The following is a 25,455-nucleotide window of genomic DNA, read 5'->3' on the forward strand; positions in this document are numbered from 1 at the left end:
CCGGTGTCCGGGCCCGCGAGCGGCAGGCCCGGACACCGTGCTCACCGGATCAGGCGAGGTCGAACCGGTCGAGGTTCATGACCTTGTTCCACGCGGAGACGAAGTCGCGCACGAACTTCTCCTTCGCGTCGTCGCACGCGTAGACCTCGGCGAGTGCCCGCAGCTCGGAGTTCGAGCCGAACACGAGGTCCACCCGGCTGCCGGTCCACTTGACCTGGCCGGTCGCGCGGTCACGGCCCTCGAAGAACTCCGACTCCTCCGACGTCGGCTTCCACTCCGTGCCCATGTCGAGCAGGTTGACGAAGAAGTCGTTGGTCAGCGAGCCGGGCTTGTCGGTGAGGACACCGTGGGCCGAGTTGTCGTAGTTCGCGCCCAGTGCCCGCAGACCGCCGACCAGCACCGTCATCTCCGGGGCGCTCAGCGTGAGCAGGTTCGCCTTGTCGACGAGCATGTACTCGGCGGGCAGCGGGGCCGCCTTGCCGACGTAGTTGCGGAACCCGTCGGCCGGGGGCTCGAGGTAGGAGAACGACTCCACGTCGGTCTGCTCCTCCGACGCGTCCATCCGCCCCGGCGTGAACGGCACCTGGATGTCGAAGCCCGCGTTCCTCGCGGCCTGCTCGACGCCCGCGCAGCCGGCCAGGACGATCAGGTCGGCCAGCGAGATCCGCTTGGTGCCGCTCTGCGCGGAGTTGAAGGACTCCTGGACACCCTCCAGCGTGCGGAGCACCTTCGCCAGCTGGTCGGGGTTGTTGACCTCCCAGCTGCGCTGCGGCTCCAGCCGGATCCGCGCGCCGTTGGCGCCACCGCGCTTGTCGCTGCCGCGGAACGACGAGGCCGCCGCCCACGCCGTGGACACGAGCTCGGACACCGACAGGCCCGAGTCGAGGACCCGGCGCTTGAGGTCCGCGATGTCCGCGTCGCCGACCAGCTCGTGGTCGACGGCGGGAATCGGGTCCTGCCAGATCAGGGTCTCGTTCGGCACCTCGGGGCCGAGGTAGCGCTGCACCGGTCCCATGTCGCGGTGGGTCAGCTTGAACCACGCGCGGGCGAAGGCGTCGGCGAACTCGTCCGGGTTCTCCATGAAGCGCCGGGAGATCGGCTCGTAGATCGGGTCGACCTTGAGCGCGAGGTCGGTGGTGAGCATGTTCGGCGCGATCTTCTTCGACGCGTCGTGGGCGTGCGGGACCGTGCCCTCACCCGCGCCGTCCTTCGGCTTCCACTGCCAGCCGCCACCGGGGCCCTGGTACAGCTCCCAGTCGTAGCCGAACAGGTTCTCGAAGAAGCCGTTGCTCCACTGGGTCGGCGTGGTGGTCCAGGTGACCTCCAGGCCGCTGGTGATCGCGTCGGCGCCCTTGCCGGTGCCGTAGGTGTTCTTCCAGCCGAAGCCCTGCTCCTCCAGCGGCGCGGCCTCCGGGTCGGCGGCGAGGTGGGAGTCGGGGGCGGCGCCGTGGGTCTTGCCGAACGTGTGCCCGCCCGCGATCAGCGCGACGGTCTCCTCGTCGTTCATCGCCATCCGGCTGAAGGTCTCGCGGATGTCGCGCGCGGCGGCGACCGGGTCCGGCTTGCCCTCGGGGCCCTCCGGGTTCACGTAGATGAGGCCCATGTGGGTGGCGCCCAGCGGGTTCTCGAGGACCCGCTTCTCGCCGCCCGAGATGCGCTTGTCGCTGCCGAGCCAGGTGGTCTCGGCACCCCAGTAGACGTCGTCCTCGGGCTCCCAGGTGTCCTCCCGGCCGCCCGCGAAGCCGAACGTCTCGAAGCCCATCGACTCCAGGGCGACGTTGCCGGCCAGGATCATCAGGTCGGCCCAGGAGAGGTTCCTGCCGTACTTCTGCTTCACCGGCCACAGCAGCCTGCGCGCCTTGTCGAGGCTCACGTTGTCCGGCCAGCTGTTCAGCGGGGCGAACCGCTGCTGCCCCGCGCCCGCGCCGCCGCGGCCGTCGCTGACCCGGTAGGTCCCGGCGCTGTGCCACGCCATGCGGATCATCAGCGGGCCGTAGTGACCGAAGTCGGCGGGCCACCAGTCCTGGGAGGTGGTCAGGACCTCCTCGATGTCCCGCTTCACGGCGGGCAGGTCGAGGCTGTTGAACGCCTTGGCGTAGTCGAAGTCGGCGTCCATCGGGTTGGACACGGGCTGGTTCTTGGCGAGGATCTTGAGGTTGAGCCGGTTCGGCCACCAGTGGGTGTTGCCGACACCCTGGGTCGGGTGCGGCAGGCGGTCGCCGTGCACGACCGGGCAGCCACCCGTGGTGGACTCGGTGGTCTCGGACATGGACATCCCTTCAGACGGTCTCGATGTGTGTCAGGAACGGGTTGCGGTGGAGCAGGCAGGGCACAGGCCCCAGTAGACGACCTCGGCCTCGTCGATGGTGAAGCCGTGTGTCTCCGACGCGGTGAGACAGGGCGCGCTGCCCACGGCGCAGTCGACATCGGCGATGGCCCCACACGACCGGCACACGACGTGATGGTGGTTGTCCCCCACCCGTGACTCGTATCGCGCCACCGAGCCGGGCGGCTGGATCCGCCGCAGCAGACCCGCCGTGGTCAGCGCACGCAGCACGTCGTAGACGGCCTGGTGAGACACCTCGCCGAGGTTGTCCCGCACGACGCCGATGATCGACTCGGTGTCGGCGTGCGGGTGATCGTGCACCGCGGACAGCACCGCCAGGCGGGGACGCGTCACCCGCAGCGAGACGCCCCGCAGCATCCGCTCGAAGTCCGTGGTCGTGGGCACGGCACGGAGTGTGCCCTATTTTCTGGAATGAATCAAGAATCTGCCGGGATCGGTCCGGCATGTCACCCGGTGCGGCGACGGTCTCACCGCGGCGAGGCCAGGGCCAGCGCGCCGCGGATGGCCAGGTCACGCGCGGGCAGCCACCGCGTCGACCGGGAGAGCCTGCCCGCCCGCAACGACGCGGCCGCCAGGCGCCGGGTGGGCGGCCGCCGGAGCCGGTCGTAGCGCCGCAGGGCGGAGGCGAGGTCGTCGGCGCCGGCCACGGCCTCGGTCAGCACGACCGCGTCGATCATCGCCTGACAGGCGCCCTGGCCGAGATCCGGGGTCATGGCGTGGGCGGCGTCCCCGAGCAGCGCGACATTGCCGGTGGTGAAGCCGGGCAACGGAGCCAGGTAGTGCAGGCCGTGCCGCAGCACGCCACCGTCCTCGATGCGCTCCAGCACCCGGGGTATCGGGTCGTGCCAGTCGCCGAAGAGCCCGCGCAGCTCGGCCAGATCCCCGGCCGGGGGCCGGTAGTCCTCGGCGGCCCGCAGGGTCGCGTACCAGTTGGCGCACCCCGGGCCCTGCGGGGTGAGGCCGAACTTCCGGCCCCGCCCCCAGGTCTCACCGCCCGCTTCGAGATCCAGCGCCACGCTGCCGCGCCACGCGACGACCCCCGAGTAGCGGAGCCCGGAGCGTGACCCGAAGAGGGCGCCACGGACCGTGCTGTGGATGCCGTCGGCGCCGATCACCAGGTCGTACTCGGCCCGCAGCGCCGCCGGATCGGCGACGGCGACGCCATAGTGCACGATGCCGGGCGGAAGCGCTCCGGCGAGCAGACCGAGCAGCACCGGCCGGGACACCAGATACACCGGGTCGCCCTGCCGCCGCTGCACCCTGCCGACGTCGATGGTGGCGATCCTCGATCCGTCGGGCCTGCGGATCGCCCCGTCGGGCTGGCGCCGTCCTGCGGCGCGGACGGCCTCGCCCAGCCCCAGCCGGTCGAGCGCCCGCAGCGCCGTGGGCCAGATGCCCAGCCCGGTACCCGTCGTGGCCGGTCCTTCCGCGCGCTCGAACACGCTGACCCGCCACCCCGCCCGGATGAGGCCGCCCGCGACGGTGAGCCCGCCGATGCCACCACCCACCACTGCCGCCGTCCTCGCCATGAGCCCACCGTACTACAGATGTAGTGCCGATGACTACACGTGTAGTGTGCCGGGCATGTCCGACCGGGAGACGCAGCTGCTCGATGCCGCGATCGACGTGCTGGGCACCCGTGGCACGCGCCACCTCACCCACCGCGCCGTGGACGCGCGGGCGGGCCTGCCCCTCGGCTCGACCTCCAACCGCTTCCGCACCCGCGAGAGCCTGCTGGCCGGTGTGCTCGGGCGCATCCTCGATCGCGAGATCGCCGCCTGGACCACACTGGGGACGGTGGATCCGGCCGACCGGGACGGCTTCACCCGCTCCGCGGGCAGGCTGGTGCGCGAGCTCAGCACCGGCGGCCGGGTCCTGACACTCGCGCGCCACGCGATCATGGTCGAGGCGGCGGCCCACCCGCCGCTGCAACGCCAGATCGCCGACGCGCAACGGCGGCTGATCGCCTGGGCCGCGCCGCTGGTCGCCGCCCTCGGCTCGGCCGACCCGGAGCGGCACCTGCGGCTGCTGCTGGCCTTGATCGACGGGCTGCTGACCAACCAGCTCGCCCATCCCGACCCGGAGTTCGACCCGGAGACCGCGATCGCCACTCTGCTGCGCGGGATGCTGGGCAGGACGGCCGGCTAGCTAGCCCGCTCAGTCCACACCGAGCAGCGCCGCGGGGGTCTTCCGCCGCAGCTCGGATGCCGTCACGCCGGGCGCGGTGTCGACCAGCCGCAGGCCGTCGGGCGTCACGTCCAGGACCGCGAGGTCGGTGATGACGCGGTCGACGACCCCGGCACCGGTCAGCGGCAGCGTGCAGCGCTCGACGATCTTGGGGCTGCCGTCCTTGGCGACGTGGTCGGTGAGCACGACGACGCGCCTGGTGCCCGCGACCAGGTCCATGGCGCCGCCCATGCCCTTGACGAGTGCGCCGGGCACGGTCCAGTTGGCGAGGTCGCCGTTGGCGCCGACCTGGAGCGCGCCGAGCAGCGCGAGGTCGAGGTGACCGCCGCGGATCATCGCGAACGAGGTGGCCGAGTCGAAGAAGCTGCCGCCGGGGTTGACGGTGACGGTCTGCTTGCCCGCGTTGATCAGGTCGGCGTCCTGCTCCCCCTCGGCAGGGAACGGCCCGAGCCCGAGGATGCCGTTCTCGCTCTGCAAGGTCACGCGGATCCCGGCAGGCACGTGGTTGGCGACCAGCGTGGGAATGCCGATGCCGAGGTTGACGTAGTCGCCGTCGCGCAGCTCACGCGCCGCGAGCGCCGCCATCTCGTCACGTGTCCAGCCCACGATCAGACCTCCGCCCTCGGCCGCACGGTCAGCTTCTCGATCCGCTTGACCCGACCGGCCGCCGCGACCAGCCGGTCCACGTACACGCCCGGGGTCAGCACCGAGTCCGGGTCGAGGAAGGCGTCGGCCACGACGATCTCGGCCTCGGCGACGCTGACGCGGCCGCACGTGGCGACGAGCGGGTTGAAGTTGCGCGCGGCGTAGCGGTAGGTCAGGTTGCCCGCGCGGTCCGCGGTGTGGGCGTGCACGAGTGCCAGGTCGGCGACGATGCCGCGCTCCCGCACGTAGGTGACGCCGTCGAACTCGGCGTGTGGCTTGCCCTCGGCGACCGGGGTGCCGACGCCGGTCCTGGTGTAGAAGGCCGGGATCCCCGCGCCGCCCGCGCGCATCCGCTCGGCGAGCGTGCCCTGCGGGACGAACTCCACCTCGAGCTCACCGTCGAGGTACTGCTGCGCGAACAGGGTGTTCTCGCCGACGTAGGAGGCCAGCACCCTGCGCACCTGGCGGTTCTCCAGCAGCAACCCGAGACCGGCGCCGTCCACCCCCATGTTGTTGGACACGATCGTCAGGTCCCGCACCCCCGAGTCGCGCACGGCCTCGATGAGATCGTGCGGGTTGCCGGACAGGCCGAACCCACCGACGGCGATGGTGATGCCGTCGGCGAGCACGCCGGTCAGCGCCTCCGCGGCGTCGCGGTGAACAGTGGGCATGCCAGTCCTCCTCAGCGTCCGTTCAGTGAGCGTCGCGGGAAGTCAAGACCGGCGCGGTGGTTCGGTCAATGCCGCGGAATATCCAGGCGTCGATCTTCTCACCCGGTGAACGTCGCCGCGAGGGGCGTTCATTCAGTGAACGTAGGATCGGTGACCATGACGTCCACCCCCGTCCACCTGACCGGGCGCATCGCGGCGGTGTTGCGCGCCCTGTCCGGGTTCCAGGATCGCGGCGCCTCCACGTCTCAGCTCGCGCGAGCCAGCGGCCTGGCCAGGCCGACCACGCACCGGCTGCTGGTGGCGCTCGCCGACGAGGGTTACGTGGACCGCGACCAGGCCACCGGCCGGTGGTTCCTCGGCCCCGAACTGTACCTGCTCGGCGAGGTCGCGGCGCAGCGTTACGACGTCACCCGGCACGCCAGGGCCAGCGTGCACCGCCTCGCCGCCGCCACCGGCGAGAGCGCGTTCTTCTCCGCACGCCGCGGCGACGAGACCGTCTGCCTGCTCCGCGAGGACGGCGACTTTCCCATCCGATCGTTCGTGCTCTACGAAGGCGCCCGCTTCCCGCTGGGCGTGGTCTCCGCCGGGCTGGTCATCCTGGCCCTGCTGCCCGACCGCGAGATCGACGACTACCTGGCGCGCACCGACCTCACCGTCCACTGGGGACCGCAGCACGGCGCGGACGCTCTCCGGGAACGGATCGCCCTCACCCGGCAGCACGGCTATGCGGTGAACCCGGGTCTGGTGGTGGAGGGCAGCTGGGGGATGGCCGCCGCCGTGTTCTCCAGCGGCGGCACCCCCGCGTGGGCGCTCACCCTCACCGGCGTCGAGTCCCGGTTCCGCGAGCACCGGCGCCGCGAACTCGGGGCCCTGCTCCTCAAGGAGGCCCACGCCCTCACCGGGACGCTGCGACGGCGCTGAGCCATCGTTCAGGCTGTGCTCGCCGCAGGCGCCGCGGCCAGCGGCTCGAGGCCGCACGAGGCCGAGAACTCCTGCGATTCGATGCCGATCGCGGTGTTGGTGCGGGTCATCAGGTTCGCGACCGCGACGGTCGTGGTCAGCTCCAGCAGCCCGGCCGCGCCGAGCGCCTCCAGCAGCCGGGCCGACAGCTCGTCGGTGACAGCCGTCGGAGTCCGGGTCATCGCCTCGGCGTACTCGAGGACGTCGCGCTCCAGCGGCGTGAAGACGTCCGACTCGCGCCAGCGGGGCACCTCGCGCGCCTTGGCCACGTCGAGCCCCTCGTTGTGCGCGTGGAAGTAGCCCAGATCCAGGCAGAACCCGCAGCCGACCTGGCTGGCCACGGCCATGTGGGCGAACGACTTCAGGTCCGCGTCGCACCGGTCCCACGTCCGCATCCGGCGGGCCATGCTGAAGCTGAAGCCCAGCACCTTGCGGTGGTGCCAGGTCACCGCGAGCGGCTCGGGCACCTCGCCCAGCAGCTTGCGGGCCATGCGCTTGACCAGAGCGCCGTAGATGCCGGTGATGGTCGCGTCGGGGATCCTTGCCATGCTGTCCTCCTCCGGTTGCGCGTACTCGGCATCCAGACTCCGGTCCCGCCCCGGCTGTGACAGTCGGCTCCGAGCGAAATTCGGTCTCTTCCGGACGCGCGTGCGGGTACAGTCACGACCATCCGCACGTCGCCAGGCCTTCGGGGAACAACGCTGTTCAGCGGGCCGGCCGCGGCCGAAAGCCCCCGTCTTCCCACGAGGTGTGTCCGATGACCGACCCTGCGCCCAGCACGACCGCGACGCCCGAGCCCCCGCCCGCGGCGCCACGGGCGGGCCTGCTGATCGGGGTGCTGGTCGTCTCGGCGTTCGTCATGATCCTCAACGAGACGATCCTCAGCGTCGCGCTGCGCCAGCTGACCGGCGACCTCGGCGTGTCCACCACCACGGTGCAATGGCTGACCAGCGGGTTCCTGTTGACCATGGCGGTGGTGATCCCCACCACGGGGTTCCTGCTCGAGCGGTTCACCCCGCGCCAGGTGTTCCTCGCCTCGCTGACCCTGTTCAGCCTGGGCACCTTGCTCAGCGCACTGGCCCCCGGCTTCGCGGTGCTGCTCGCCGGGCGCGTCGTGCAGGCCTGCGGCACGGCCGTGATGATCCCGCTGCTGATGACCTCGGTGATGCGCCTGGTGCCCGTGGAGCGGCGCGGCGCGACGATGGGCACGATCACGATCGTCATCGCCGTCGCCCCCGCCATCGGGCCGACCATCGGCGGAGCGGTGCTCGCCTCGCTGGGCTGGCGGTGGATGTTCTGGATCGTGCTGCCGCTGGCCCTCGCGGCGCTCGCCCTCGGCGCGACCTGGCTGCGCCTCGACGGCGAGACCCGCTCGGTGCCACTCGACCTGCCGTCGGTGCTGCTGTCCGCGCTCGGTTTCGGCGGCCTCCTGTTCGGCCTGACCAGTTTCGGTGAGTCCGGGGGCGGGGAGCATCTGCTGCCGCCCTGGCTGCCCATCGTCGGCGGCGCACTCGCGCTACTGGTGTTCGGCTGGCGCCAGACCCGGCTGCAACGCCGGGACCGCGCCCTGCTCGACCTGCGCCCGTTCACCTACCGCAGCTTCGTGGTGGCGCTGACCTTGGCCGGGTTGCTGTTCATGTGCCTGCTGGGCGTCGCGGCGATCCTGCTGCCGCTGTACCTGCAGACGGTGCTGCGGACCGGCACCTTCGTCAGCGGCCTCGCCGTGCTGCCGGGGGGCCTGGTTCTCGGGTTGCTCGGCCGCCCCGTCGGCGCGTTGTTCGACCGGTACGGCGCCCGGCCGCTGGTGATCCCCGGCGCCACGGCGATGGCCGTGTCGCTGTGGCTGTTCACCGCACTCGGGCCCGGCTCGCCACTCGCCGCGGTCATCGGCATCCACGTCCTGCTCATGGCCGGGCTCGGGCTCATGATGACGCCGCTGATGACCGAGTCGCTCGGCTCGCTGCCCGACCACCTCTACTCCCACGGCAGCGCCATCCTCGCCACCCTGCAACAGGTCGCGGGGGCGTTCGGCACCGCCGTGTTCGTCACGGTGGCCGCACTCGGCAGCGCCACGACGGCGCCCAGTCCCGACGCCGACGGCCTGCATTCCGCGTTCGTGGTCGCCGGCTGCGTCGGCGTGCTCGCCGTCATCACCGCCCTGTTCATCCGGCGGCGGGTGGGCGAGACCGAACCCGAGCCGGTGGCCGCCTGAGCCGAGCGGCCAGGCCTCGCCGCCGATGAGTCTCGTGCTCCGCGCCGGTCGGTCTCGGCAAGAGCCGGATGTGGAGGCCAGGAGCGCTCGTCCCGGCGTTCCGCGAGCCGGGCAGTGTGGCCGGGGTGCCTGCCCTCGGCAAGGCGCCGTACAGCCGGACCCGCTTCCCGGTCGACGCCCGCTGACCGGCGGCGGCCACCGACCGGTCAGTGGGCGTCCAGCAGCTCCCTGAGCCGCGCGGCGAACGCGGCAGGCCGGCCGGGCATGCCGTACTCGTCGCCGAGGAAGCCGCCGTGGTGACTGGGGAAGATCACCAGCTCGGTGCCGAGGCGCTCGGCGATCGCGCGGCTGGCCCGCGCGGTCAGCTGCCCCTCGGACTCCGCGCCCGCCGCCAGGTGGATCGTCGTGGGCGCCGCCGCCAGTGCGGCGAAGTCGGGCTCGTACGTCGGAACGGTCAGCATGGAGGGTCCCAGCAGCGGGTCGTCCCGGTTTCCGTCGTCGTCGGTGGGCAGTCCGAACGCGGCGGGATCCGGCGCGGGCCGCTCGGACCAGTCCCGGGGCAGCTCGCCGGTGTGGCTGGTCAGCGCGATGAACTTGGCCATGGCCGCGCCCATGCCGTCGCGCTGGTAGGTGTCGTGGATGTCGCGGCACGCCGCCTCGAGCTGCTCGCGGTCGGGCAGCACCGACACGGTGGGCGGCTCGTGGGCCACGAGGATCCGGACCTGCTCGGGGTGCGCGGCGACCAGCGCCAGTGCGTTGATCGCGCCGCCGCTGCTGCCGAAGACGTTCACCGCGGGCAGTCCCAGGTCGTTGATCACGCGATGCAGGTCGTCGGCGTGCACGTCCGGGGTGAGCGGGGTGCTGTCGGTGCGCTGGCTGCGACCGGCATGGCGCGGATCGTAGGTCACCAGTGGCCGGTCGGTGAGGTACCCGGCCAGCGTGCCGAAGCCGGCCGCGTCCATCGGCGAGCCGAGGAGGAACACGGCCCGCTCGGCGGCGCCCGGAGCGGAGAGGTCACCGCGGATGTCGTACCGCAGGCGCGCGCCCGGTACGTCCAGGACGCGGGTTTCGATGCCAGACATGGGTCTCCTTCGCGATGGTGGGCCCGGCCGCCGGCCCAGGCCGGGCCGGCGAAGGGCGACGGGTTCGTCGCCGGGCGGGGCCCGGCCCGGCCTGCGGTCAGTGGGCGACGTCGTACACGAGCTTCTGGATGCCGTTGCCGTAGGACTCGCTCTCGACGAGCCGGAGGTTCTGCTTGTCCTTGTCGGTGTCGCTGAACAGCCGCTTGCCGGCGCCGAGCAGCACCGGGAAGACCAGCAGGTGGTAGCGGTCGATCAGGCCGGCGTCGGAGAGGTTGCGGTTCAGGGTGGCGCTGCCGTGGATGATGATCGGCCCGCCGTCGGTGTCCTTGAGCGCGGCGACGTCGTCCAGGGAACGCAGGATGCTGATGTCGCCCCAGTTCGAGACCAGGTCCTGCTCCCGCAGCGTGGTCGACACGACGTACTTCGGCATCGCGTTGTACCCGGGGAACTCGTCGGTCATGTCCGGCCACACCGGCGAGAACGCCTCGTAGCTCACCCGGCCGAGCATCATCGCCGTCGCCTCGTCCTGCTCCCGGCCCTTGAGCTCGTAGGCCTTCTCGTCGAACGCGATGTCGTTGAAGGTCCAGCCCGAGTTCCGGTAGCCCGGCTCCCCGCCGGGTGCCTCGACGACGCCGTCGAGCGAGACGAAGGCGGTGGTGATCAGCGTGCGCATGTACTGCTCCTTGGTTGGTTCGACGTGGTGTCGTCAGTGCGTCGAACGAAGGATGCCGGAAACGACACCGCACGCGGAGAAGTTTCATCGATCCGAGACCGCCTGCCCCCTGCCGTCCGCGGCGAGCCCACGGTGCCCCCGGGTACCTCTGCGGTACCCAAGGGCACCCTCGGCTCGCCGCGGCGGGTTGTCCACGGACCCCCCGTTGTCCACAGGTACCCAGAACGCCCGTGTTGCCGCCTGCCGTCGTGCGCCACCGTGGCCTGGTGGACAGAGCACAGGTGGATTGGGAAGACGTGGAGCTCGCCGCGCGCCACCAGATCCTGACGTGCGCCGAGCTGGAAAGCCTCGGCGTCACCAAGCGCATGATCTGGGCGCGCGTGCGCACCGGCGGCCCGTGGCGGCGCATCCTCCCCGGCGTGGTCATGCTGCGGAACGGGACCCCCACCCGCGCGCAGGCGCTCGAGGCCGCTCTGCGGTACGCGGGCAAGGAGGCGGTCGTCACCGGCCTCGCCGCAGCCCGGCTACACGGGCTGGAGAAGTTCTCCCCCACCGAGCAGGTGCACGTCCTGGTGCCGCACCGGCACCGCCGGACGAACAAGGGATACGTGATCGTCGAACGCACCACCCGGATGCCGCCGATCGTGACCAGGGGCGGTTTCCCGACCGCCGATGTCACCAGGGCCGTTCTCGACGCGGCCCGGCGGATGGACGAGTCGGCGAGGGTTCAGGCGCTGCTCGCCGAAGCCGTCCAGCGTGGCCGCACGACGCCGGACAGACTGCGGGAGGAGCTCGAGGCGGGGTCCGACCGCGGCTCGGCACTGCCCCGCGCGGCGCTCACGGCGATCACCGAGGGCGCCCGCTCCGTCGCTGAGGGATGGGGCATGCGCGTCGCCGCCCGCTCGGGCCTGCCGCCCATGCGGTGGAACGTGCGGCTGCGCACGGGATCGGGTCTGGTCCTTCCCAGCCCGGACGGGTGGATCGACGACGTCGCGCTCGCCATGGAGGTCGACTCCCTCGAGCACCACCTCGCGCCCGACGACTATCGCCGGACGCTCGAGCGGCACAACATCATGACGGCGCACGGCATCGTGGTGGTTCACGTAGTGCCGTCCCAGCTGCGCACGGAGCCGGACAAGGTCATCGCGCACCTGCGCGAAAGCTACCGGCACGCGGCCCGGCGCCCGCGCCCCGACATCGTCGCGCAGTGGTGACCGGGCCGTCCTTACCGAGCCCACGGTGCCCCCGGGTACACACGCGGTACCCAAGGTGCCCTTCGGCACGCGTCCCCGAGCCCAACGTGCCCCTGTGGTGATCGGGCCGTCCGCACCGAGCCCACGGTGCCCCCGGGTACCTCTGCGGTACCCAAGGGCGCCCTCGGCTCGTCCTCCGGACCCGGTGCGCGCGGGGTCACGGAGCCGCGCGACGGCCCGCGCGTTCCTCGGCGGCGTCGAGCGCGGGGGCCAGCGTCTCGAGTGCGGTGCGGAGCAGGTCGGGCAGGGAGCCGGACGGCACGACGAGCCCACCGGCCGGCTGCTCCGGGGCAGGCCGCACCCACTCGTGCAGGGCGACGCGGACCGCGGCGGCCACGCCCGCGGCGAGCACGTGGCTCGTGTGCGGGGCGGTCTCACCGAGCCGCTGTGCGATCGCGGCGGCGAGGGGTTGCTCGAAGGCGGTGGCGGTGTCGACGAAGGCCTCGCGCAGTGCGGGCCGGGTCGTGATCAGCAGCAGCGCGTCGCGGTCGTGCTCGCCAGGGTCGGTGTACTGCTCCACGATCGCGTCGGCCACGGCGTCGGCGAGGCGGACGCCGGCGGGCCGGGCGGCCACCGCCGCCGCGACCCGGGCCTCCCGTTCGGCGGTGACGGCAGCGACGATCGCCTGTTCGCGGCTGGAGAAGTAGTTGTTGTAGGTCCGCGGCGCGACCCCGGCGGCCTCGGCGATGTCGTCGACCCGGACGTTCTCGGGTCCGCGTTCGAGCGCCAGCCGCAGTGCCGCCTCCCGCAACGCCGCCCGCGTGGCCTGCTTGCGCTGCTCGCGCAGCCCGGTCCTGCTCGCCATCACCGGCCCAGCATCCCAAATGAAATGCGTGTGCGCAAACTTGCGTGCACGCATGTTTTGGCGTTAGCGTCGCGTCGTCACACCCGAACGGAAGGGACCAGACCCATGCGTGCCCACGGCATCACCTACGACACGGGCTTCCTGCGCGACGGAACGAGCAGCCGCGAGCACTTCCACCCCGACGTCGTGAAGCGCGAGCTCGCCATCATCCGCGACGACCTGCACTGCACGGCCGTCCGCGTCACCGGCGGTGACCCGGAGCGGCTGGAACTGGCCGCCACCTACGCCGCCGACCTCGGCCTGGAGGTGTGGTTCTCGCCGTACCCGCTGGAGCTGGACACCGGCGAGCTGCTCGCCCTGCTCGCCGACTGCGCCGAGCGCGCCGAACGCGTCCGGCAGCGGGGAGCCGAGGTCGTGTTCGTCGCCGGCGCCGAACTCAGCGTGATGAACCGGGGCCTGCTCCCCGGCGACACCGAGAACGACCGGCTCCGGGTGCTGCTGGACCCGGACGAACGGGATCGCCTGCCGGAGCTGGTGAGCGAGTTGTCCGCGCGGGTCAACGACGTCCTGCGCCGCGCGGTGGCGCTGGTCCGCGCGCGCTTCGGCGGCCGGGTCACCTACGCGTCCATCCCGCTGGAGCGCGTCGACTGGGCGCTCTTCGACATCGTCGGCGTCGACCTGTACCGGTCGGCCGAGGTCGCCGGCCAGTTCCGCGCGGGTGTCCGCGGCCTCGTCGCGCAGGGCAAACCGGTCGCGATCACCGAGTTCGGCACCGCCGCCTACCGCGGCGCGGGCGACCGGGGCGCCCGCTGCATGGAGATCGTCGAGTACGACAGCGACAGCGGCGAACCGGCCCGGCTGGACGGCGAGTACGTGCGCGACGAGCAAGGCCAGGCCGCCTACCTGCGCGAGCTGCTGGAGGTCTTCGACGCCGAGGGCGTCGACAGCGCCTTCGCGTTCCTGTTCGCGCTGGAGAGCTTCCCGCATCGCCCCGACGGCGACCCTCGCGACGACCTCGACCTGGCCAGCCCGGGCATCGTCAGGGTCCTCGACGACCGCTGCGGCGACACCTATCCCGGCCTGCCCTGGGAACCGAAGGCCGCCTTCACCGCGCTCGCCGAGCACTACCGGCGCTGAGGCGGCCTCCCGATCCGGTCAGGCCGGTCCCGGCTTCCGCCTCACCCTCCCGGGCTGACCAGGATCTTGACGTTCTCCTCCTTGTTGGTCACCAGCTCGTCGAATCCCCGCGGCACGATGTCGTCCAGGGCGATGCGGCCGGTGATGAACTGGTACGGGTCGACCTCTCCGCCTGCGATCATCGCGATCGTCGCGGGGTGGTCGCCCGCGTAGGCGAGACTGCCGAGCACGTTCACCTCGCGAAACACCAGGTCGTTGAGCGCGACCGCGGCCTCGTGGCCCCAGATGGCGACGTTGACGCACGTCCCGCCTGCCCGCGTGGACAGGATCGCGGACTTGAGCACCGCGTCGATGCCCGCGCACTCGAACGTCACGTCGGCGCCCCGCCCTTTCGTCAGCTCCGACACGGCCGCCACGACGTCCGTGGCCGACGGATCGAGCACATGGTCGGCCCCGGCGACACCCGCCTTGGCCTTGCGGACCTCCGCCGGCTCCACCACGATGACCTGCTCGACCCCGGCCGCCCGTAGTGCGGCCGTGGTCACCAGACCGATCGGACCCGCGCCGAACACGGTGGCCGTGTGCCCCGGCCGGGCGCCGGACAGGCGCACGGCATGGTAGGCGACCGCCAGGGGTTCGACGAGCGCGCCGACGTCGGTGCCCAGCTCGCCCAGCGGATGGATCCAGCGGCGCTCGGCGACGACGAACTGGGAGAACCCGCCACCGCCGCCCGAAAGGCCGACGAACCCCAGCGTCCGGCAGACGTTGTACCGGCCCTGCTCGCACGCGTCGCAGCGCCCGCAGACGATGTAGGGCTCCACGACGACGCGGTCACCGGGACGCAGGTCTCGCACGCCCTCGCCCAGTTCCCGCACCACGCCGGCGAACTCGTGCCCGAGGGTCATCGGCACGGTCTCCCCGGTGAGGGGGTGCGGCGCGTCCCTCGGCGGCGCGAAGATGGGCCCCTCCAGGTACTCGTGCAGATCGGTGCCGCAGATGCCGCACCACTCGACCTCCACCTTCACCGTGCCCGGACGGGTCGCCGGTTCCGGGATGTCGTCGATCCGGATGTCGCCGCGACCGTGGAAGCGGGCTGCCTTCATGATGAGCCTCCTTGCTCTACAGACGGGGAATCAGGCCGGGACCGGGGCGGGGCGCGGCTCGGCGGCGGGCTCACCGGACGGCTTCGGCAGGCCGTAGGAGCCGAAGCCCACCACGTACAGCAGCGTCACCAGCGCGAACCAGTCCATGAAGCCCAGCGCGTTGCCGTGCAGGCCGCCCGCCACGGCCGGTTCGTGCAACACCGGGCCCGCGACGAACCGGTAGTAAACGACGAAGGTGACGACGGCGAGAACGAAGGTGACCACCACGCGCACGCCCAGGTTCACCGCCGGACCGAACCCGGTGGGCTTGTTGCCGAACCCGTTGGCCCACAGGATCATCCACGCCACCCAGCAGACGCCGAGCTGCGCGGGGAACTGGTGGACCGCCGCGCCGAGCTCGGCGACCGCCGACGACCCGAGGAGCAGCCTGCACACGGCCAGCAGCCCGAAGTACAGCGCCGTCCCGAGCGCGACGTTGCCCGCCACCGCCGTGACCGCGGCGCGGCTGCGGCCCCGCACCAGCCGCCAGGGCCAGTTCTGCATCGTGAGCCCAGTCACCACGATCGCGACGATGATCGAGTAGTACCAGCCGATCAGCGGGTCTACCTCGAGGATCGGCGAACCGGCCGCCGACACGGCGGGCAGGCCCAGGACGAGGTAGAGCACGATCGTCGGCAGCATGAGAAAGGCGATCTCGCAGAACCCGACCAGCGGCTGCTTCAGGCCAAGGTCGGTCCACGGCCAGTGCGACCAGTTGACGACCGCGAGCACCCACGTCGAGAATCCGAAGAGGACGAACAGTGCGGCCGTGAAGTAGCCGAGGCCGCCCTCGCGCGAGAACGCGAAGTCCGGGTCGAGGCGGCCGAGGCCCGCGGCGAAGGCTGCGGTGACCCCGATGGCGAACGCCGCCGTCGCCGCCGTGATCGCCACTCCCCTGGCCGGCTGCCGCAACCGGTCGAAGCCGCGGAACTCGAGGTTGAACCCCGCCCAGACGACGAACAGCAGGGCCCAGAACACGCCCGCGTTGAACGGCAGCGGATAGAGGTCGAACGGGCTCCACCGGGGATCGGCGAGCAGGTACCAGCCTGCGATCGCGAGGAGCAGTACGACGACGAGGTTACCGATGCCGTGCGCCAGCCAGCTGACCCGTCTCCGGGCGGGTGGGATGTCGGACATGACCTGGTTCGCTTTCTGTGCGAGGCAACGAAGAACGAGGCCCACACCGGCTCAGGACAGGTGGTGGACGTCCTGGAGGCCGTACACGGGCGTGGGCAGCCCCTCGTACCGCGCCTTGAGTTGCAGGGCGAGATACAGGGAGTAGTGCCGGGACTGGTGCAGATTCCCTCCGTGGAACCACAGCCCTTCCTGCTGCGTGGGCTTCCACATGTTGCGCTGTTCGCCCTCCCACGGGCCGGGGTCCTTGGTCGTGCCCGAGCCGAGGCCCCAGCACTTGCCGACCTTGTCCGCCATCTCCTGGCCGCACAGGTCGGCGACCCAGCCGTTCATCGAGCCGTACCCGGTCGCGTAGACCACGACATCGGCCTCCAGCTCGGTGCCGTCGGCCAGCACGACACTGGTGCGGGTGAGGTGGTCGACCTGGCCGTGCGCAAGCTTGATCTTGCCGTCGGCGACGAGCTCGGACGCTCCGACGTCGATGTAGTATCCCGAGCCGCGGCGGAGGTACTTCAGGAAGAGCCCGGACCCGTCGTCGCCCCAGTCGTGGTCGAAGCCGGCCTTCTCCAGCCGCGTGTAGAAGTCGGCGTCGCGTTCCCGGATCTTCTCGTAGATCGGGATCTGGAACTCGGGCATGATCCGGTACGGCAGCGACGCGAAGATCAGGTCGGCCTTCTCGGTCGTGATCCCCGACCGCACCGCGCGTTCGGAATAGAGGTCGCCGAGACCCAGCTCCATCAGCGAGTCCGACTTGACCACGTGCGTCGACGAGCGTTGGACCATCGTGACGTCGGCGCCGTGCTCCCACAGCGCCGCGCAGATGTCGTGCGCGGAGTTGTTCGAGCCGACCACCACCGCCCTCTTGCCGGCGTAGGCGTCGGGGCCGGGATGCTGCGACGAGTGGTGCTGCTCGCCGCCGAACACGTCCATGCCGGGAAACGACGGGACGTTCGGCTTGCCCGACATGCCGGTGGCGAACACGAGCTGGCGCGGTGTGAGCACGACCTGCTCGCCCTGGCGGTCGACGGTGACGTGCCACTGTCCGGCAGCCTCGTCCCACGAGGCCGCCGTGACCTCGGACCGCGTCCAGTACGGCACGTCCATCACCCGCGTGTACATCTCCAGCCAGTCGGCGATCTTGTCCTTCGGAGCGAACACCGGCCAGTTGTCGGGAAACGGCAGGTAGGGCAGGTGGTCGTACCAGACAGGGTCGTGCAGGCACAGGCTCTTGTACCGCCTGCGCCAGGAGTCGCCGGGACGATCGTTGCGCTCGAGCACCAGCGCGGGCACGCCGAGCTGGCGAAGCCGGGCACCCAGCGCGATGCCGCCCTGCCCGCCACCGATCACGACGACGTACGGCTGCCGCTCGTAGCCCAGCTGCGCCTGCTCCAGCGCGCGCTCCTCCGCCCACGAACGGCGCCCGGCGAACGGTCCATGATGGACGCCCGTGGGCCGCCGCTCGCCCAGCGGTTCCTCGAACCCCTTGAGCTCGCGCAGGCTCGTCAGCAACGTCCAGGCGCCGTCCTCCGTGAGCCGCAGGTGGCCCTTCGCCCGGCCGGTCGCGGTCTCGAACTCGATCCACGCCTCGGTCACGCCGTCGGCTTCGGCCGGTGGCTCGGTGGTGCGGAACCCGGACGGGTCGGTGCCGTCCAGGCACCGCGTGAGCAGGTCGGCGACCCCGTCGCGCCCCTCGACGGTCTTGAGGTTCCACGTGAACGACACCAGGTCCCGCCAGTAACTGTCGGCCGCGAACAGTGCCGCGGCCGCCTCGACGTCGCGGGCGGCGAGCGCGGCCTCGAACCTGCCCAGCCAGGCGTCGACGCGTGCCTGGGCGGTGTCCGCCAGCGCCACCGGCTCGATCGTCTGTGTCATCAACGCTCCCTGCGGTTCGGTCGTGCTGTTGTGCCGATCACACCCGCCGGCGAACGGCGCGGGCAAGGGTTGCAGCGAGTTGCACGGACCCCGTTTCCGGCTATGGCGGTCGTTGTCACCGGCCCCTATGCTTGGCTGGCTCGACGCAACGGTGCGGGAGGTGGTGAGCGTGCACAGCGCCGTCCCTCCGGGCCGGCACCTGCCCGGCTACGCCAGGGACCTGGTCCGGATGCACGAGGCCGTCATCGGCGGCAGCCGCCCGCCGCTGCGTCCCCGCGACGTGGTCTCCCGGTCGTGGTCGCGAATGTTGCGGCTCGGACTCACCGCCGACCGCAGGAACGCACGCGACTCGATCGGCGAGGACGAGGTCTCCCGACGGCGGCACGACTCACCCCTCCGCGACGTCATCGACGAACTCCGGCAGGTGATCGGGGCGATGCCCGACGCGGCGCACATGCTGCTCGTCGTCACCGACGCCGACGGCATCATCCTGTGGCGGGTGGGCACGTCGTCGGTTCGCCGCCGCGCCGACGACCTGGGGTTCGCCGAAGGCGCCGACTGGACCGAGGCGAAGGTCGGCACCAACGCGATCGGCACCGCGCTGGCCGAGGCCGCGCCGGTCGAGCTGCTCGCGGGCGAGCATTTCGAGCAGGAACAGCACCCGTGGTACTGCACAGCGTCGCCGGTCCACGATCCGCGCACGGGCGACCTGCTCGGTGTCATCGACGTCAGCGGCCCCGCCCTCACGCTGCATCCGGCGATCGGCGCCCTGGTCGAGGCGGGCCGCAGGCTCGCCGAGTCGGAGCTGTGGCGGAGTCACCAGCAGCGGCTCGACCGGCTGCGGCAGCAGGCCGAACCACTGCTCGCCGGCACCGCAGGTCCGGCCCTCGTCGTCGACGACAACGGCTGGGTCGCGCACGGCTCGGGCGTCGCCGTCGGCGACCGGATCGCCGCGCCGCAGGCCGGGCAGATCCTGGCGGTGCCCGGGCTCGGCGCCTGCCTGCCCGAACCACTGGTGGACGGCTGGCTGGTGCGCCCCTCGAGTCCGGGCCGGGCGCTGGTGCTCGACCTCGACCTTTCGCCCACCCCGCTGCTGCGGGTGCGCACCGGCGACACCGGCTGGCGCCGTCCGATCACCCGGCGGCACGCCGAGATCCTCGCGCTCCTGCACTCGGCCGGCCCGGGCGGGCTGTCCGCGGAAGCGCTGAGCCGGGCCCTGTTCGGCGACGCGGGGCATCTCGTCACGGTGCGGGCCGAGGTGTCCCGGCTCCGCCGTCTGCTCGGAGCCATCGTGGACACCCAGCCGTACCGGCTCGCCACCGGCGTGCAGCTGACGGTCCACCCCGGACAATGACAGTCCTCGGGCGGGGTGCCTGATCGGCGTGTCCGTGCTGGCCGGACTGGTCCCAGACCCTGTGTGCGCTGTGTGAGCGGGTCACGCCTCTGCGCTCACCGCTCTTGACTGTGACCGAGATGTCGGGTGTGATTGATGAAATTTGATATACAACGCCGTCCCGAGAAGAGGCGACAGACATGGAGAATCGGCGAGCTCGATGGCTGCTGGCGACGGTACTGATAATCGTGCTGCTGAACTTCCTGGTTCCGTACACCCTGCTCCGGGACGTGGACGCCTGGTACGGAAGCATGCTGTTCTGGCTGGTGTCCACGGCGATCGTGATCGGGATCAACGCGGTCGTCAGCTCCTCGTGGGAGGAGTGAGACCATGAGCGCAGCGACGATCTGGTGGGGCATCGCGATCTACGTCGTGTTCGCCAGCGTGACCGCGTACCTTTCGCGCCGCGGCGGGCACAAGAGCATGTCGGGCTACTTCCTCGGCAGCCGCAACATGGGCGGCTGGGTGTCCGCGATGAGCTACAGTGCGACCACCTACAGCGCCTTCATGCTGATCGGCCTGGCGGGCCTGGCCTACCAGGGCGGTGTCGGCGCACTCGGCTTCGAACTGATCTACCTGTGCGGCGTGACGCTGGTGCTCGTCTTCGGGCCGCGGTTCTGGCGCGCGGGCAAGACGTTCGGCTACATCACCCCGTCCGAGATGCTCGGCGGCCGCTACGAGAGCAAGGCGCTCGCCGTCGTGACCGCACTCGCGAGCTGCCTGTTCCTCATTCCCTACGCTGCCGTGCAACTGGCCGGAGTCGGCTACCTCCTGCAGGGCATGACCGGCGGCGCGATCACGTTCACCTCGGGCGCGATCCTGGCGACCGTGCTCGCCATCGTGTTCTCCCTCGCGGCGGGACTGCGCTCCGTGGCCTGGACCGACTCGTTGCAGGCGATCGTCATGGTCATCACCGCGACGGCCGTGGTGCTCATCGTCGTCAACCGGCTCGGCGGGTTCGGGGCGTTCTTCGGCACGCTCCAGCGGGACCACCCGGGGATGCTCAGCGTGCCCGGCACCGGGTTCTTCACGTTCAGCACGTTCCTCGGGCTGACCCTGCCGTGGGTGTTCTTCAGCATCTCCAACCCGCAGGTGAGCCAGCGGCTGTTCACTCCGCGCTCGATGCGGGACCTGCGGCGGATGCTGCTGGGCTTCATGGTGTTCGGCTTCATCTACACGCTGGTCGCCATCCTGTGGGGTTTCGCGGCGGCCATCCGCTTTCCCGGTCTGCAGACCGGCGACCTGGCCACGCCGACGCTGCTGTCGTCCGGGCTGGTGCCCACGGTGTTCGGGCTGCTCGTGATGATCGGCATCGTCGCGGCCGCCGTGTCCACCATCGACTCGATCCTGCTGACGCTGTCGTCGATGATCACCCGGGACGTCTACGCCACCGCGGGGAGGACGACCCCGAGCGACACCCGGCAGCTGGCACTCGGCAAGCTCGTCATCCCGGTCATCGCCGTGCTGGCCTATCTGTTCGCGCAGCTGCAGCTCGACCTGATCGCGATCCTGTCGGTGGCGGCTTCGGCGGGCCTGCTGGTCATGGTGCCGGCCATCGTCGGGTCGTTCTTCTGGCGGCGCGGCACCGCGGCGGGCGCGCTCACCAGCGTCCTCGCCGGCGGCGCGGTCGTCATCTACCTGGAGGCCACGTCGACGACGTGGCTCGGACAGGGCACCGGCGTGTGGGCCCTGCTGGTGTCGCTGGGCCTGTTCGTCGGCGTCAGCCTGGTCACGACGGCGCCCCGCGAGAAGGCCGAGCAGTTCCTGCGCATCACGAAGACGCGCCCCCGCCATGAGCAGGAGACCGGCGTGTCCCAGCCGGACCAGGCAAGCTAGCACCGAGCCGGTCGTCGTCTGGTGCGTTGGCTGGTGCGTCGTCGTCGCAGGAAGGTGTCGATGACGTGGTCGGGGTGTGCTCGGTGCTGGCTGGTGGGTCGCCTGCCGGATGGGCCGGGTGTCCAGAGTGGACTTCGCGGGCGTGGGTGGCGGATGGGGATCGTGAGATCGAGGATCGTCTCGGCGGGTGTGTGGTAGGTGCGCCCGGTGGGGGTGGTCACGATGCTGAGCCGGGTGCGGGGTACGAGCTCGACGGTCCAGCCGGGCTGGTCACGCAGATAGTGGTGGTGTTCGCACCGGGCGGCGAGGTTCGCGGGTTCGGTGGGCCCGCCTCGGTGGTGTTCGTGGTGGTGGTCGAGGTCGCTGCGGGTGGCGGGCCGGTGGCAACCCGGGTGCACGCATTCCCGGTCGCGGGCGCGGATCAACTCCCTCAGCGCGGCGTTGGGGCGGCGACCACGGGCCCCGATGCCGGTGACCACACCCTGCTCGTCGGTGATGACCTTGCGCAGCACGCTCGCCGGGTTGCTCATCATCTCGCGGGCGATCGCCGCCGGGATCGGGCCGTAGCCGTCGAGGTGGCAGCCGTGCTCGGTCATGGTCAGCGCCGTGGTGACCGGCATGTGCAGCGACACCATCGCCGCCACGGCGGGAGCCTGCGCGCCCGGGTCGTGGCCGAGCAGCAACGCGGCGGTCACGTCCGCCCGCAGCTGGTCCAGGGTGCGGGGATCACCCGTGTTGCGCTGGGTTCGGGCCAGCGCGTCGACCCTCGAGTAGGCGCTGGTCGCGACGTCGGCGGCAGCCGGGCCAGCAGCGTCGACATGCCATTCCCGCCGGGGACCAGCTCGAGCTTGCGGGCCTGCCGGGCCCGCCGCGCCCGCTGCACGACGGTGGCGGTGCCGAGTGTGTCCACCAGCCGGCGCGCGGCCCGCACGACCGGCTCCGGGTCGAGGACGCCGACCCGGCCCTGGCGCACCTTCCCGCACAGCTGCCGGTCGATCTCACCGGCGACGGTGCCGCCGACCAGCGCGGCCGCCTCGGCGACCCGGCCGGCGGTGCAGCCCTCGAACACGCCCTCGCGCAGCAACCCCAGTACCCCGGGAAGCCGGCGCAGCGCCTTCGCCCGGTCGATCCGGCTCCGGGCCTGCTGCCGGGACACCCGCAACTCCAACGCCACCTCGTCGGCGACATACCGGTCGCCGTCACGCACGACGTCCAACCGCGCCAAGGCCTCCGCCTCGAGGGCATCGGCGGCCGCTCTGCGCCGCCGCACGCGGCCAGCACCGCCACACACTCCTCAGCACTGGCCGTGCCCGGGTTCCGCGCGAACGCCGCCAGCACCGCACCGTCACGCAGCCGGGCATCCCCCGCCACCGTGCGCGCAGCGTCAGGCGGCAGGAACAGCGTTCCCGCCTCGCTCGTGTACTCGACAAACCTGGACACACCACGATCGTATCGAACACATGTTCGAACAGCAACAGGCGCGCGTGTGCCGTCGCCTGGACGGCGACTCACCCGGCACCGCGCCGGCGACCCGGCCAGCGGCGCATGGCCGGCACCCAAAGGCCGACGCGGTCGAGGCGACCACAGCCAGGTACACAGTGGACCGGCCGGCCTCGAGCACCGCATGATCGCCGGTCCGGTGGTTCGCGCGGAGATCCCTGTGCGGACGAATTGTCTGCGATGCCGACCAGGCTCGAGCCGGCATCAGCGCCTGGTCGAATACCGGGTCAGCACCACCCCGTCGGGAAACGTCCGGGTCTCCGCCAGGCTCAGGTTCACCCAGTTGTCCAGCGCCGTGAAGAACGGCGTGCCACCGCCCACCAGAACCGGATGGGTCACGATCACGTACTCGTCGATCAGCCCGGCCCGCATGGCCGCCCCGGCGAGGGTGGCACCGGCGATGTCCATCGTGCCGCCGTCGTCGGCCTTGAGCCTGGTGATCTCGGTGACCGCATCACCGGTGACCAGGCGGGCGTTGCCGTCGACCGTGCTGATCGTCGAGGAGAACACCACCTTCGGCATGTCCCGCCAGCGGCGGGCGTACTCGATCTCCGCCGGGGTGGCACCCGGCTGCTGGTCGGCGGTCGGCCAGTGGGAGCTCATCGTCTCCCACAGCCTGCGCCCGTACAGTGCCAGGCCCGTCGCGTCCACCCGGTCCGACCACCACTGGAACAGCTCGGCGCTCGGCACGCTCCAGCCGAGGTCGTCGCCGGGCGCGGCGATGTAGCCGTCCAGGCTCGTGTTCATGGCGAAGGTCAGTTTCCGCATGGTGTCAGCCTCTCGTGAGTCGATACTCAGCGGACAGACCAGCATGGCGCAGAAAACTCATCGGCAAGGCCACGCCGAGATCAACCCCGCCGACCCCCTGACGCAGGACACCCCGGCGAGGAGGCCGGTGCGGCTAGGACGTCACCACGGTGCCGCCGATGCCACTGCGCCCGGCCGGAGTGCCCACCAGTTCGACGTCGACCCCTGAACGGACGCGTTCGCCGAACACGGCGACGATCGCGTCGGTGACGCCGGAGACCAGCCCGGCCACGATCGCGTCCGCATCCGGCCGGCTGAACGCGGCCTCCTTGATGCCGAACGTCACCCGCGGCGACGGCGCCAGCGCAGGCCTGCCGCCGATGCCCCATCGGTGCGCAGGCAGGCCGACCAGTTGCACGACCGCGATCTCGCGTGCCCACTCTCCATACACGGCGACGACCGCGTCGGTCAGTGCCGCGATCAACTCGGTCTCACGACCGGCGAGGTCACTCTCGAGGACGTGAACGGTGAGGTGAGGCATGGAACCCCTAAGATGAGTTTGACAACAAAGAATCTTTGTTATCAAACGTAATGGCGAGGTTGAGACATGTCAACACCCGATCCCACGGACGACATCCGCGAGCTGTTGCTGTTGATGCCGCGGCTGGTCGGCCGCCTCAAACGGCTGCCGCTGCCCGACCAGCTGCGCTCGTTCGACCTGGCCCCGAGACACCTGTCGCTGTTGTCGCTGCTGCTGCTCGACGGTCCGCTGACCGTGTCCCAGCTGGCCGAGAAGCTGAGCGTGGCCCCGACCACCGTGAGCCTCATCGTGAGCGACCTGAACCGCAAAGGGGTGCTGGAGCGGCGCGAGGACGAGGCGGATCGGCGCCGGCGCATCGTCGACATCAGCGCCGAGAGCCGCCCGGCCATCTCCCAGTGGCTCTCCCCCGGTGCGTGCGCATGGCGTCGCGCCCTCGAACCGCTGACGGCCGCTCAGCGACGGATGGTCGTCGACACCCTGCTCGCCTACGAGGCCGCCTTCTTCGAGACAGCCGATCGACGGGGCGAACCGGGCTCGGCGTTCCGGGCACGCTAGGCGCGGCCCGCGCCTGCCTTCTTCCGGCCGCGCGTGGAACGGGAAGCGCGGGCGGCGGGCTCGGTGTGCCCGATCTCCGATTCGAGGTGCGTGGTGCCGAGAATGTGCTTCGCCGTGATCGCCGCCGCCTGCTCCGCGTCCCTGGCCGCGAGGGCATCCACCAGCTCGTCGTGCTGGCGCGCGGATTCGCGATGGCTGCGGGTGACGACGGGACCCGCGGGCATCGCCTGCCACAGCAGCCGCATCATCGACAGCAACATCGGCGACGCCGCGGACTCGTAGATCGTGAAGTGGAACTCGCGGTTGAGAGTCGCGTACCGCTCGTCGTCGTCCTCGGCGAGCGTCTTGATCTGCTCGTTGAGCCGCCGCAACGTCGCCACCTGCTCCTCGGTGATCGCGCGGGCGGCAAGGCGCGCGCCCAGCGACTCCAGCGCCGCGCGGATCTGCGCGTTGTCCTCCACCACGCCGCTGCGCGACTCCCGCACGGTGGCGCCGCGATGGGGATCGTTCACCACGAGACCCTCGGACTCCAGGCGGCGCAGCGCCTCCCGCACCGGGGTCTGGCTCACCCCGAACCGGGCGGCGAGATCGCGTTGCCGCAGCGGCTCCGACGGGGCGATCTCCCCGCTGATGATCAGCTCACGGAGCATGGCGCACACGATGTCGCTCTTGGAGGAATACTGCATGCCGGAGATTCCGCCGACGGCATTGGGGCGCACGACACGGTCTCCTCTCGCGGCTGGCGAAGCACCTCCCACAGGTT

At 71.3% G+C, this 25,455-nt stretch carries 26 protein-coding genes; 9 read left to right on the forward strand and 17 right to left on the reverse strand.

Annotated features, from left to right (window positions below; genetic code table 11):
* Nucleotides 1–49: 49 nt before the first annotated feature.
* The 3 genes from katG to BAY60_RS20130 form a co-directional block, all read right to left on the reverse strand.
* The gene (gene katG / locus BAY60_RS20120; protein ID WP_112282703.1) at nucleotides 50–2,269 is read right to left on the reverse strand and encodes a catalase/peroxidase HPI; all 2,220 of its coding nucleotides are present in this window, start codon (nucleotides 2,267–2,269) and stop codon (nucleotides 50–52) included.
* A 30-nt stretch (nucleotides 2,270–2,299) separates the two neighbouring features.
* A complete protein-coding gene (locus BAY60_RS20125) occupies nucleotides 2,300–2,731 on the reverse strand; it encodes a Fur family transcriptional regulator (protein WP_112282608.1) in 432 nt (143 codons plus the stop codon).
* Nucleotides 2,732–2,814: 83 nt separating this feature from the next.
* Entirely contained in the window at nucleotides 2,815–3,876 is a 1,062-nt protein-coding gene (locus BAY60_RS20130) for an FAD-dependent monooxygenase (protein ID WP_112282609.1), read from the reverse strand.
* A gap of 55 nt (nucleotides 3,877–3,931) precedes the next feature.
* Here BAY60_RS20130 and BAY60_RS20135 point away from each other — a divergent pair, with 55 nt between their 5' ends.
* Nucleotides 3,932–4,495 (forward strand): TetR/AcrR family transcriptional regulator, encoded by a 564-nt coding sequence (locus BAY60_RS20135; RefSeq protein ID WP_112282610.1) that lies wholly within the window; start codon nucleotides 3,932–3,934, stop codon nucleotides 4,493–4,495.
* 9 nt (nucleotides 4,496–4,504) lie between these two features.
* Here BAY60_RS20135 and BAY60_RS20140 read toward each other — a convergent pair whose 3' ends face one another.
* On the reverse strand, nucleotides 4,505–5,140 hold the full coding sequence (locus BAY60_RS20140; protein WP_112282611.1) for a CoA transferase subunit B: 636 nt from the start codon (nucleotides 5,138–5,140) through the stop codon (nucleotides 4,505–4,507).
* Nucleotides 5,141–5,142: 2 nt separating this feature from the next.
* A complete protein-coding gene (locus tag BAY60_RS20145) occupies nucleotides 5,143–5,850 on the reverse strand; it encodes a CoA transferase subunit A (RefSeq protein ID WP_112282612.1) in 708 nt (235 codons plus the stop codon).
* 156 nt (nucleotides 5,851–6,006) lie between these two features.
* On the opposite strand from BAY60_RS20145, the gene BAY60_RS20150 reads away from it, so the two are divergent.
* Nucleotides 6,007–6,771 carry an IclR family transcriptional regulator gene (locus BAY60_RS20150; RefSeq protein WP_112282704.1) on the forward strand — a complete coding sequence of 255 codons (765 nt, stop codon included), beginning with the start codon at nucleotides 6,007–6,009 and terminating at the stop codon, nucleotides 6,769–6,771.
* Nucleotides 6,772–6,779: 8 nt separating this feature from the next.
* On the opposite strand, the gene BAY60_RS20155 is transcribed toward BAY60_RS20150, so the two are convergent.
* Complete coding sequence (locus BAY60_RS20155) at nucleotides 6,780–7,358, reverse strand: carboxymuconolactone decarboxylase family protein (RefSeq protein ID WP_112282613.1); 579 nt, start codon at nucleotides 7,356–7,358, stop codon at nucleotides 6,780–6,782.
* Nucleotides 7,359–7,567: 209 nt separating this feature from the next.
* On the opposite strand from BAY60_RS20155, the gene BAY60_RS20160 reads away from it, so the two are divergent.
* Complete coding sequence (locus tag BAY60_RS20160) at nucleotides 7,568–9,022, forward strand: MDR family MFS transporter (protein WP_112282614.1); 1,455 nt, start codon at nucleotides 7,568–7,570, stop codon at nucleotides 9,020–9,022.
* A gap of 206 nt (nucleotides 9,023–9,228) precedes the next feature.
* Here BAY60_RS20160 and BAY60_RS20165 read toward each other — a convergent pair whose 3' ends face one another.
* Together BAY60_RS20165 and BAY60_RS20170 are read right to left on the reverse strand one after the other, a co-directional pair.
* Entirely contained in the window at nucleotides 9,229–10,104 is an 876-nt protein-coding gene (locus BAY60_RS20165) for an alpha/beta fold hydrolase (protein ID WP_112282615.1), read from the reverse strand.
* 97 nt (nucleotides 10,105–10,201) lie between these two features.
* Complete coding sequence (locus BAY60_RS20170; protein ID WP_112282616.1) at nucleotides 10,202–10,777, reverse strand: dihydrofolate reductase family protein; 576 nt, start codon at nucleotides 10,775–10,777, stop codon at nucleotides 10,202–10,204.
* Between the two features lie 266 nt (nucleotides 10,778–11,043).
* Here BAY60_RS20170 and BAY60_RS20175 point away from each other — a divergent pair, with 266 nt between their 5' ends.
* A complete protein-coding gene (locus BAY60_RS20175; RefSeq protein ID WP_245992709.1) occupies nucleotides 11,044–11,991 on the forward strand; it encodes a Spi family protease inhibitor in 948 nt (315 codons plus the stop codon).
* Between the two features lie 196 nt (nucleotides 11,992–12,187).
* Here BAY60_RS20175 and BAY60_RS20180 read toward each other — a convergent pair whose 3' ends face one another.
* Nucleotides 12,188–12,835 carry a TetR/AcrR family transcriptional regulator gene (locus BAY60_RS20180; RefSeq protein ID WP_112282617.1) on the reverse strand — a complete coding sequence of 216 codons (648 nt, stop codon included), beginning with the start codon at nucleotides 12,833–12,835 and terminating at the stop codon, nucleotides 12,188–12,190.
* Between the two features lie 105 nt (nucleotides 12,836–12,940).
* Here BAY60_RS20180 and BAY60_RS20185 point away from each other — a divergent pair, with 105 nt between their 5' ends.
* Nucleotides 12,941–13,972, forward strand: a complete 1,032-nt coding sequence (locus tag BAY60_RS20185; RefSeq protein WP_112282618.1) for a glycoside hydrolase family 113 protein — start codon at nucleotides 12,941–12,943, stop codon at nucleotides 13,970–13,972.
* Between the two features lie 41 nt (nucleotides 13,973–14,013).
* On the opposite strand, the gene BAY60_RS20190 is transcribed toward BAY60_RS20185, so the two are convergent.
* The 3 genes from BAY60_RS20190 to BAY60_RS20200 are packed head-to-tail and all read right to left on the reverse strand — an operon-like array spanning nucleotide 14,014 to nucleotide 18,120.
* Nucleotides 14,014–15,075: a 2,3-butanediol dehydrogenase gene (locus BAY60_RS20190; RefSeq protein ID WP_112282619.1), complete on the reverse strand. Its 1,062-nt coding sequence runs from the start codon at nucleotides 15,073–15,075 to the stop codon at nucleotides 14,014–14,016.
* Between the two features lie 30 nt (nucleotides 15,076–15,105).
* Nucleotides 15,106–16,251: a hypothetical protein gene (locus tag BAY60_RS20195; protein WP_112282620.1), complete on the reverse strand. Its 1,146-nt coding sequence runs from the start codon at nucleotides 16,249–16,251 to the stop codon at nucleotides 15,106–15,108.
* Between the two features lie 51 nt (nucleotides 16,252–16,302).
* Nucleotides 16,303–18,120, reverse strand: coding sequence for a flavin-containing monooxygenase (locus BAY60_RS20200; protein ID WP_112282621.1), 1,818 nt, complete (start codon nucleotides 18,118–18,120; stop codon nucleotides 16,303–16,305).
* Between the two features lie 163 nt (nucleotides 18,121–18,283).
* Here BAY60_RS20200 and BAY60_RS20205 point away from each other — a divergent pair, with 163 nt between their 5' ends.
* From BAY60_RS20205 to BAY60_RS20210, 3 genes are all read left to right on the forward strand, one after another.
* Nucleotides 18,284–19,474: a helix-turn-helix domain-containing protein gene (locus BAY60_RS20205; protein WP_112282706.1), complete on the forward strand. Its 1,191-nt coding sequence runs from the start codon at nucleotides 18,284–18,286 to the stop codon at nucleotides 19,472–19,474.
* 179 nt (nucleotides 19,475–19,653) lie between these two features.
* Entirely contained in the window at nucleotides 19,654–19,839 is a 186-nt protein-coding gene (locus BAY60_RS36840) for a hypothetical protein (RefSeq protein ID WP_146771055.1), read from the forward strand.
* Between the two features lie 4 nt (nucleotides 19,840–19,843).
* Nucleotides 19,844–21,349 (forward strand): sodium:solute symporter family protein, encoded by a 1,506-nt coding sequence (locus BAY60_RS20210; protein ID WP_112282622.1) that lies wholly within the window; start codon nucleotides 19,844–19,846, stop codon nucleotides 21,347–21,349.
* Here the strand turns inward: BAY60_RS20210 and BAY60_RS38370 are convergent.
* The 4 genes from BAY60_RS38370 to BAY60_RS20230 form a co-directional block, all read right to left on the reverse strand.
* On the reverse strand, nucleotides 21,346–22,104 hold the full coding sequence (locus BAY60_RS38370) for an HNH endonuclease (RefSeq protein WP_281272749.1): 759 nt from the start codon (nucleotides 22,102–22,104) through the stop codon (nucleotides 21,346–21,348). The two genes, BAY60_RS20210 and BAY60_RS38370, sit on opposite strands and share 4 nt — an antisense overlap.
* Entirely contained in the window at nucleotides 22,041–22,619 is a 579-nt protein-coding gene (locus BAY60_RS38375; protein WP_170160485.1) for a DUF222 domain-containing protein, read from the reverse strand. The genes BAY60_RS38370 and BAY60_RS38375 overlap by 64 nt, the downstream gene beginning before the upstream one ends.
* 434 nt (nucleotides 22,620–23,053) lie before the next feature.
* Nucleotides 23,054–23,617 (reverse strand): dihydrofolate reductase family protein, encoded by a 564-nt coding sequence (locus BAY60_RS20225; protein ID WP_112282625.1) that lies wholly within the window; start codon nucleotides 23,615–23,617, stop codon nucleotides 23,054–23,056.
* A gap of 133 nt (nucleotides 23,618–23,750) precedes the next feature.
* Nucleotides 23,751–24,137, reverse strand: coding sequence for a tautomerase family protein (locus tag BAY60_RS20230; protein ID WP_112282626.1), 387 nt, complete (start codon nucleotides 24,135–24,137; stop codon nucleotides 23,751–23,753).
* A gap of 66 nt (nucleotides 24,138–24,203) precedes the next feature.
* Between BAY60_RS20230 and BAY60_RS20235 the strand changes: the two genes are divergently transcribed.
* The gene (locus BAY60_RS20235) at nucleotides 24,204–24,692 is read left to right on the forward strand and encodes a MarR family winged helix-turn-helix transcriptional regulator (RefSeq protein ID WP_112282627.1); all 489 of its coding nucleotides are present in this window, start codon (nucleotides 24,204–24,206) and stop codon (nucleotides 24,690–24,692) included.
* Here BAY60_RS20235 and BAY60_RS20240 read toward each other — a convergent pair.
* The gene (locus BAY60_RS20240; protein ID WP_245992710.1) at nucleotides 24,689–25,411 is read right to left on the reverse strand and encodes a GntR family transcriptional regulator; all 723 of its coding nucleotides are present in this window, start codon (nucleotides 25,409–25,411) and stop codon (nucleotides 24,689–24,691) included. The two genes, BAY60_RS20235 and BAY60_RS20240, sit on opposite strands and share 4 nt — an antisense overlap.
* Nucleotides 25,412–25,455 lie beyond the last annotated feature (44 nt).

The organism is Prauserella muralis (assembly GCF_003202285.1).
GTDB lineage: Bacteria > Actinomycetota > Actinomycetes > Mycobacteriales > Pseudonocardiaceae > Prauserella_B > Prauserella_B muralis.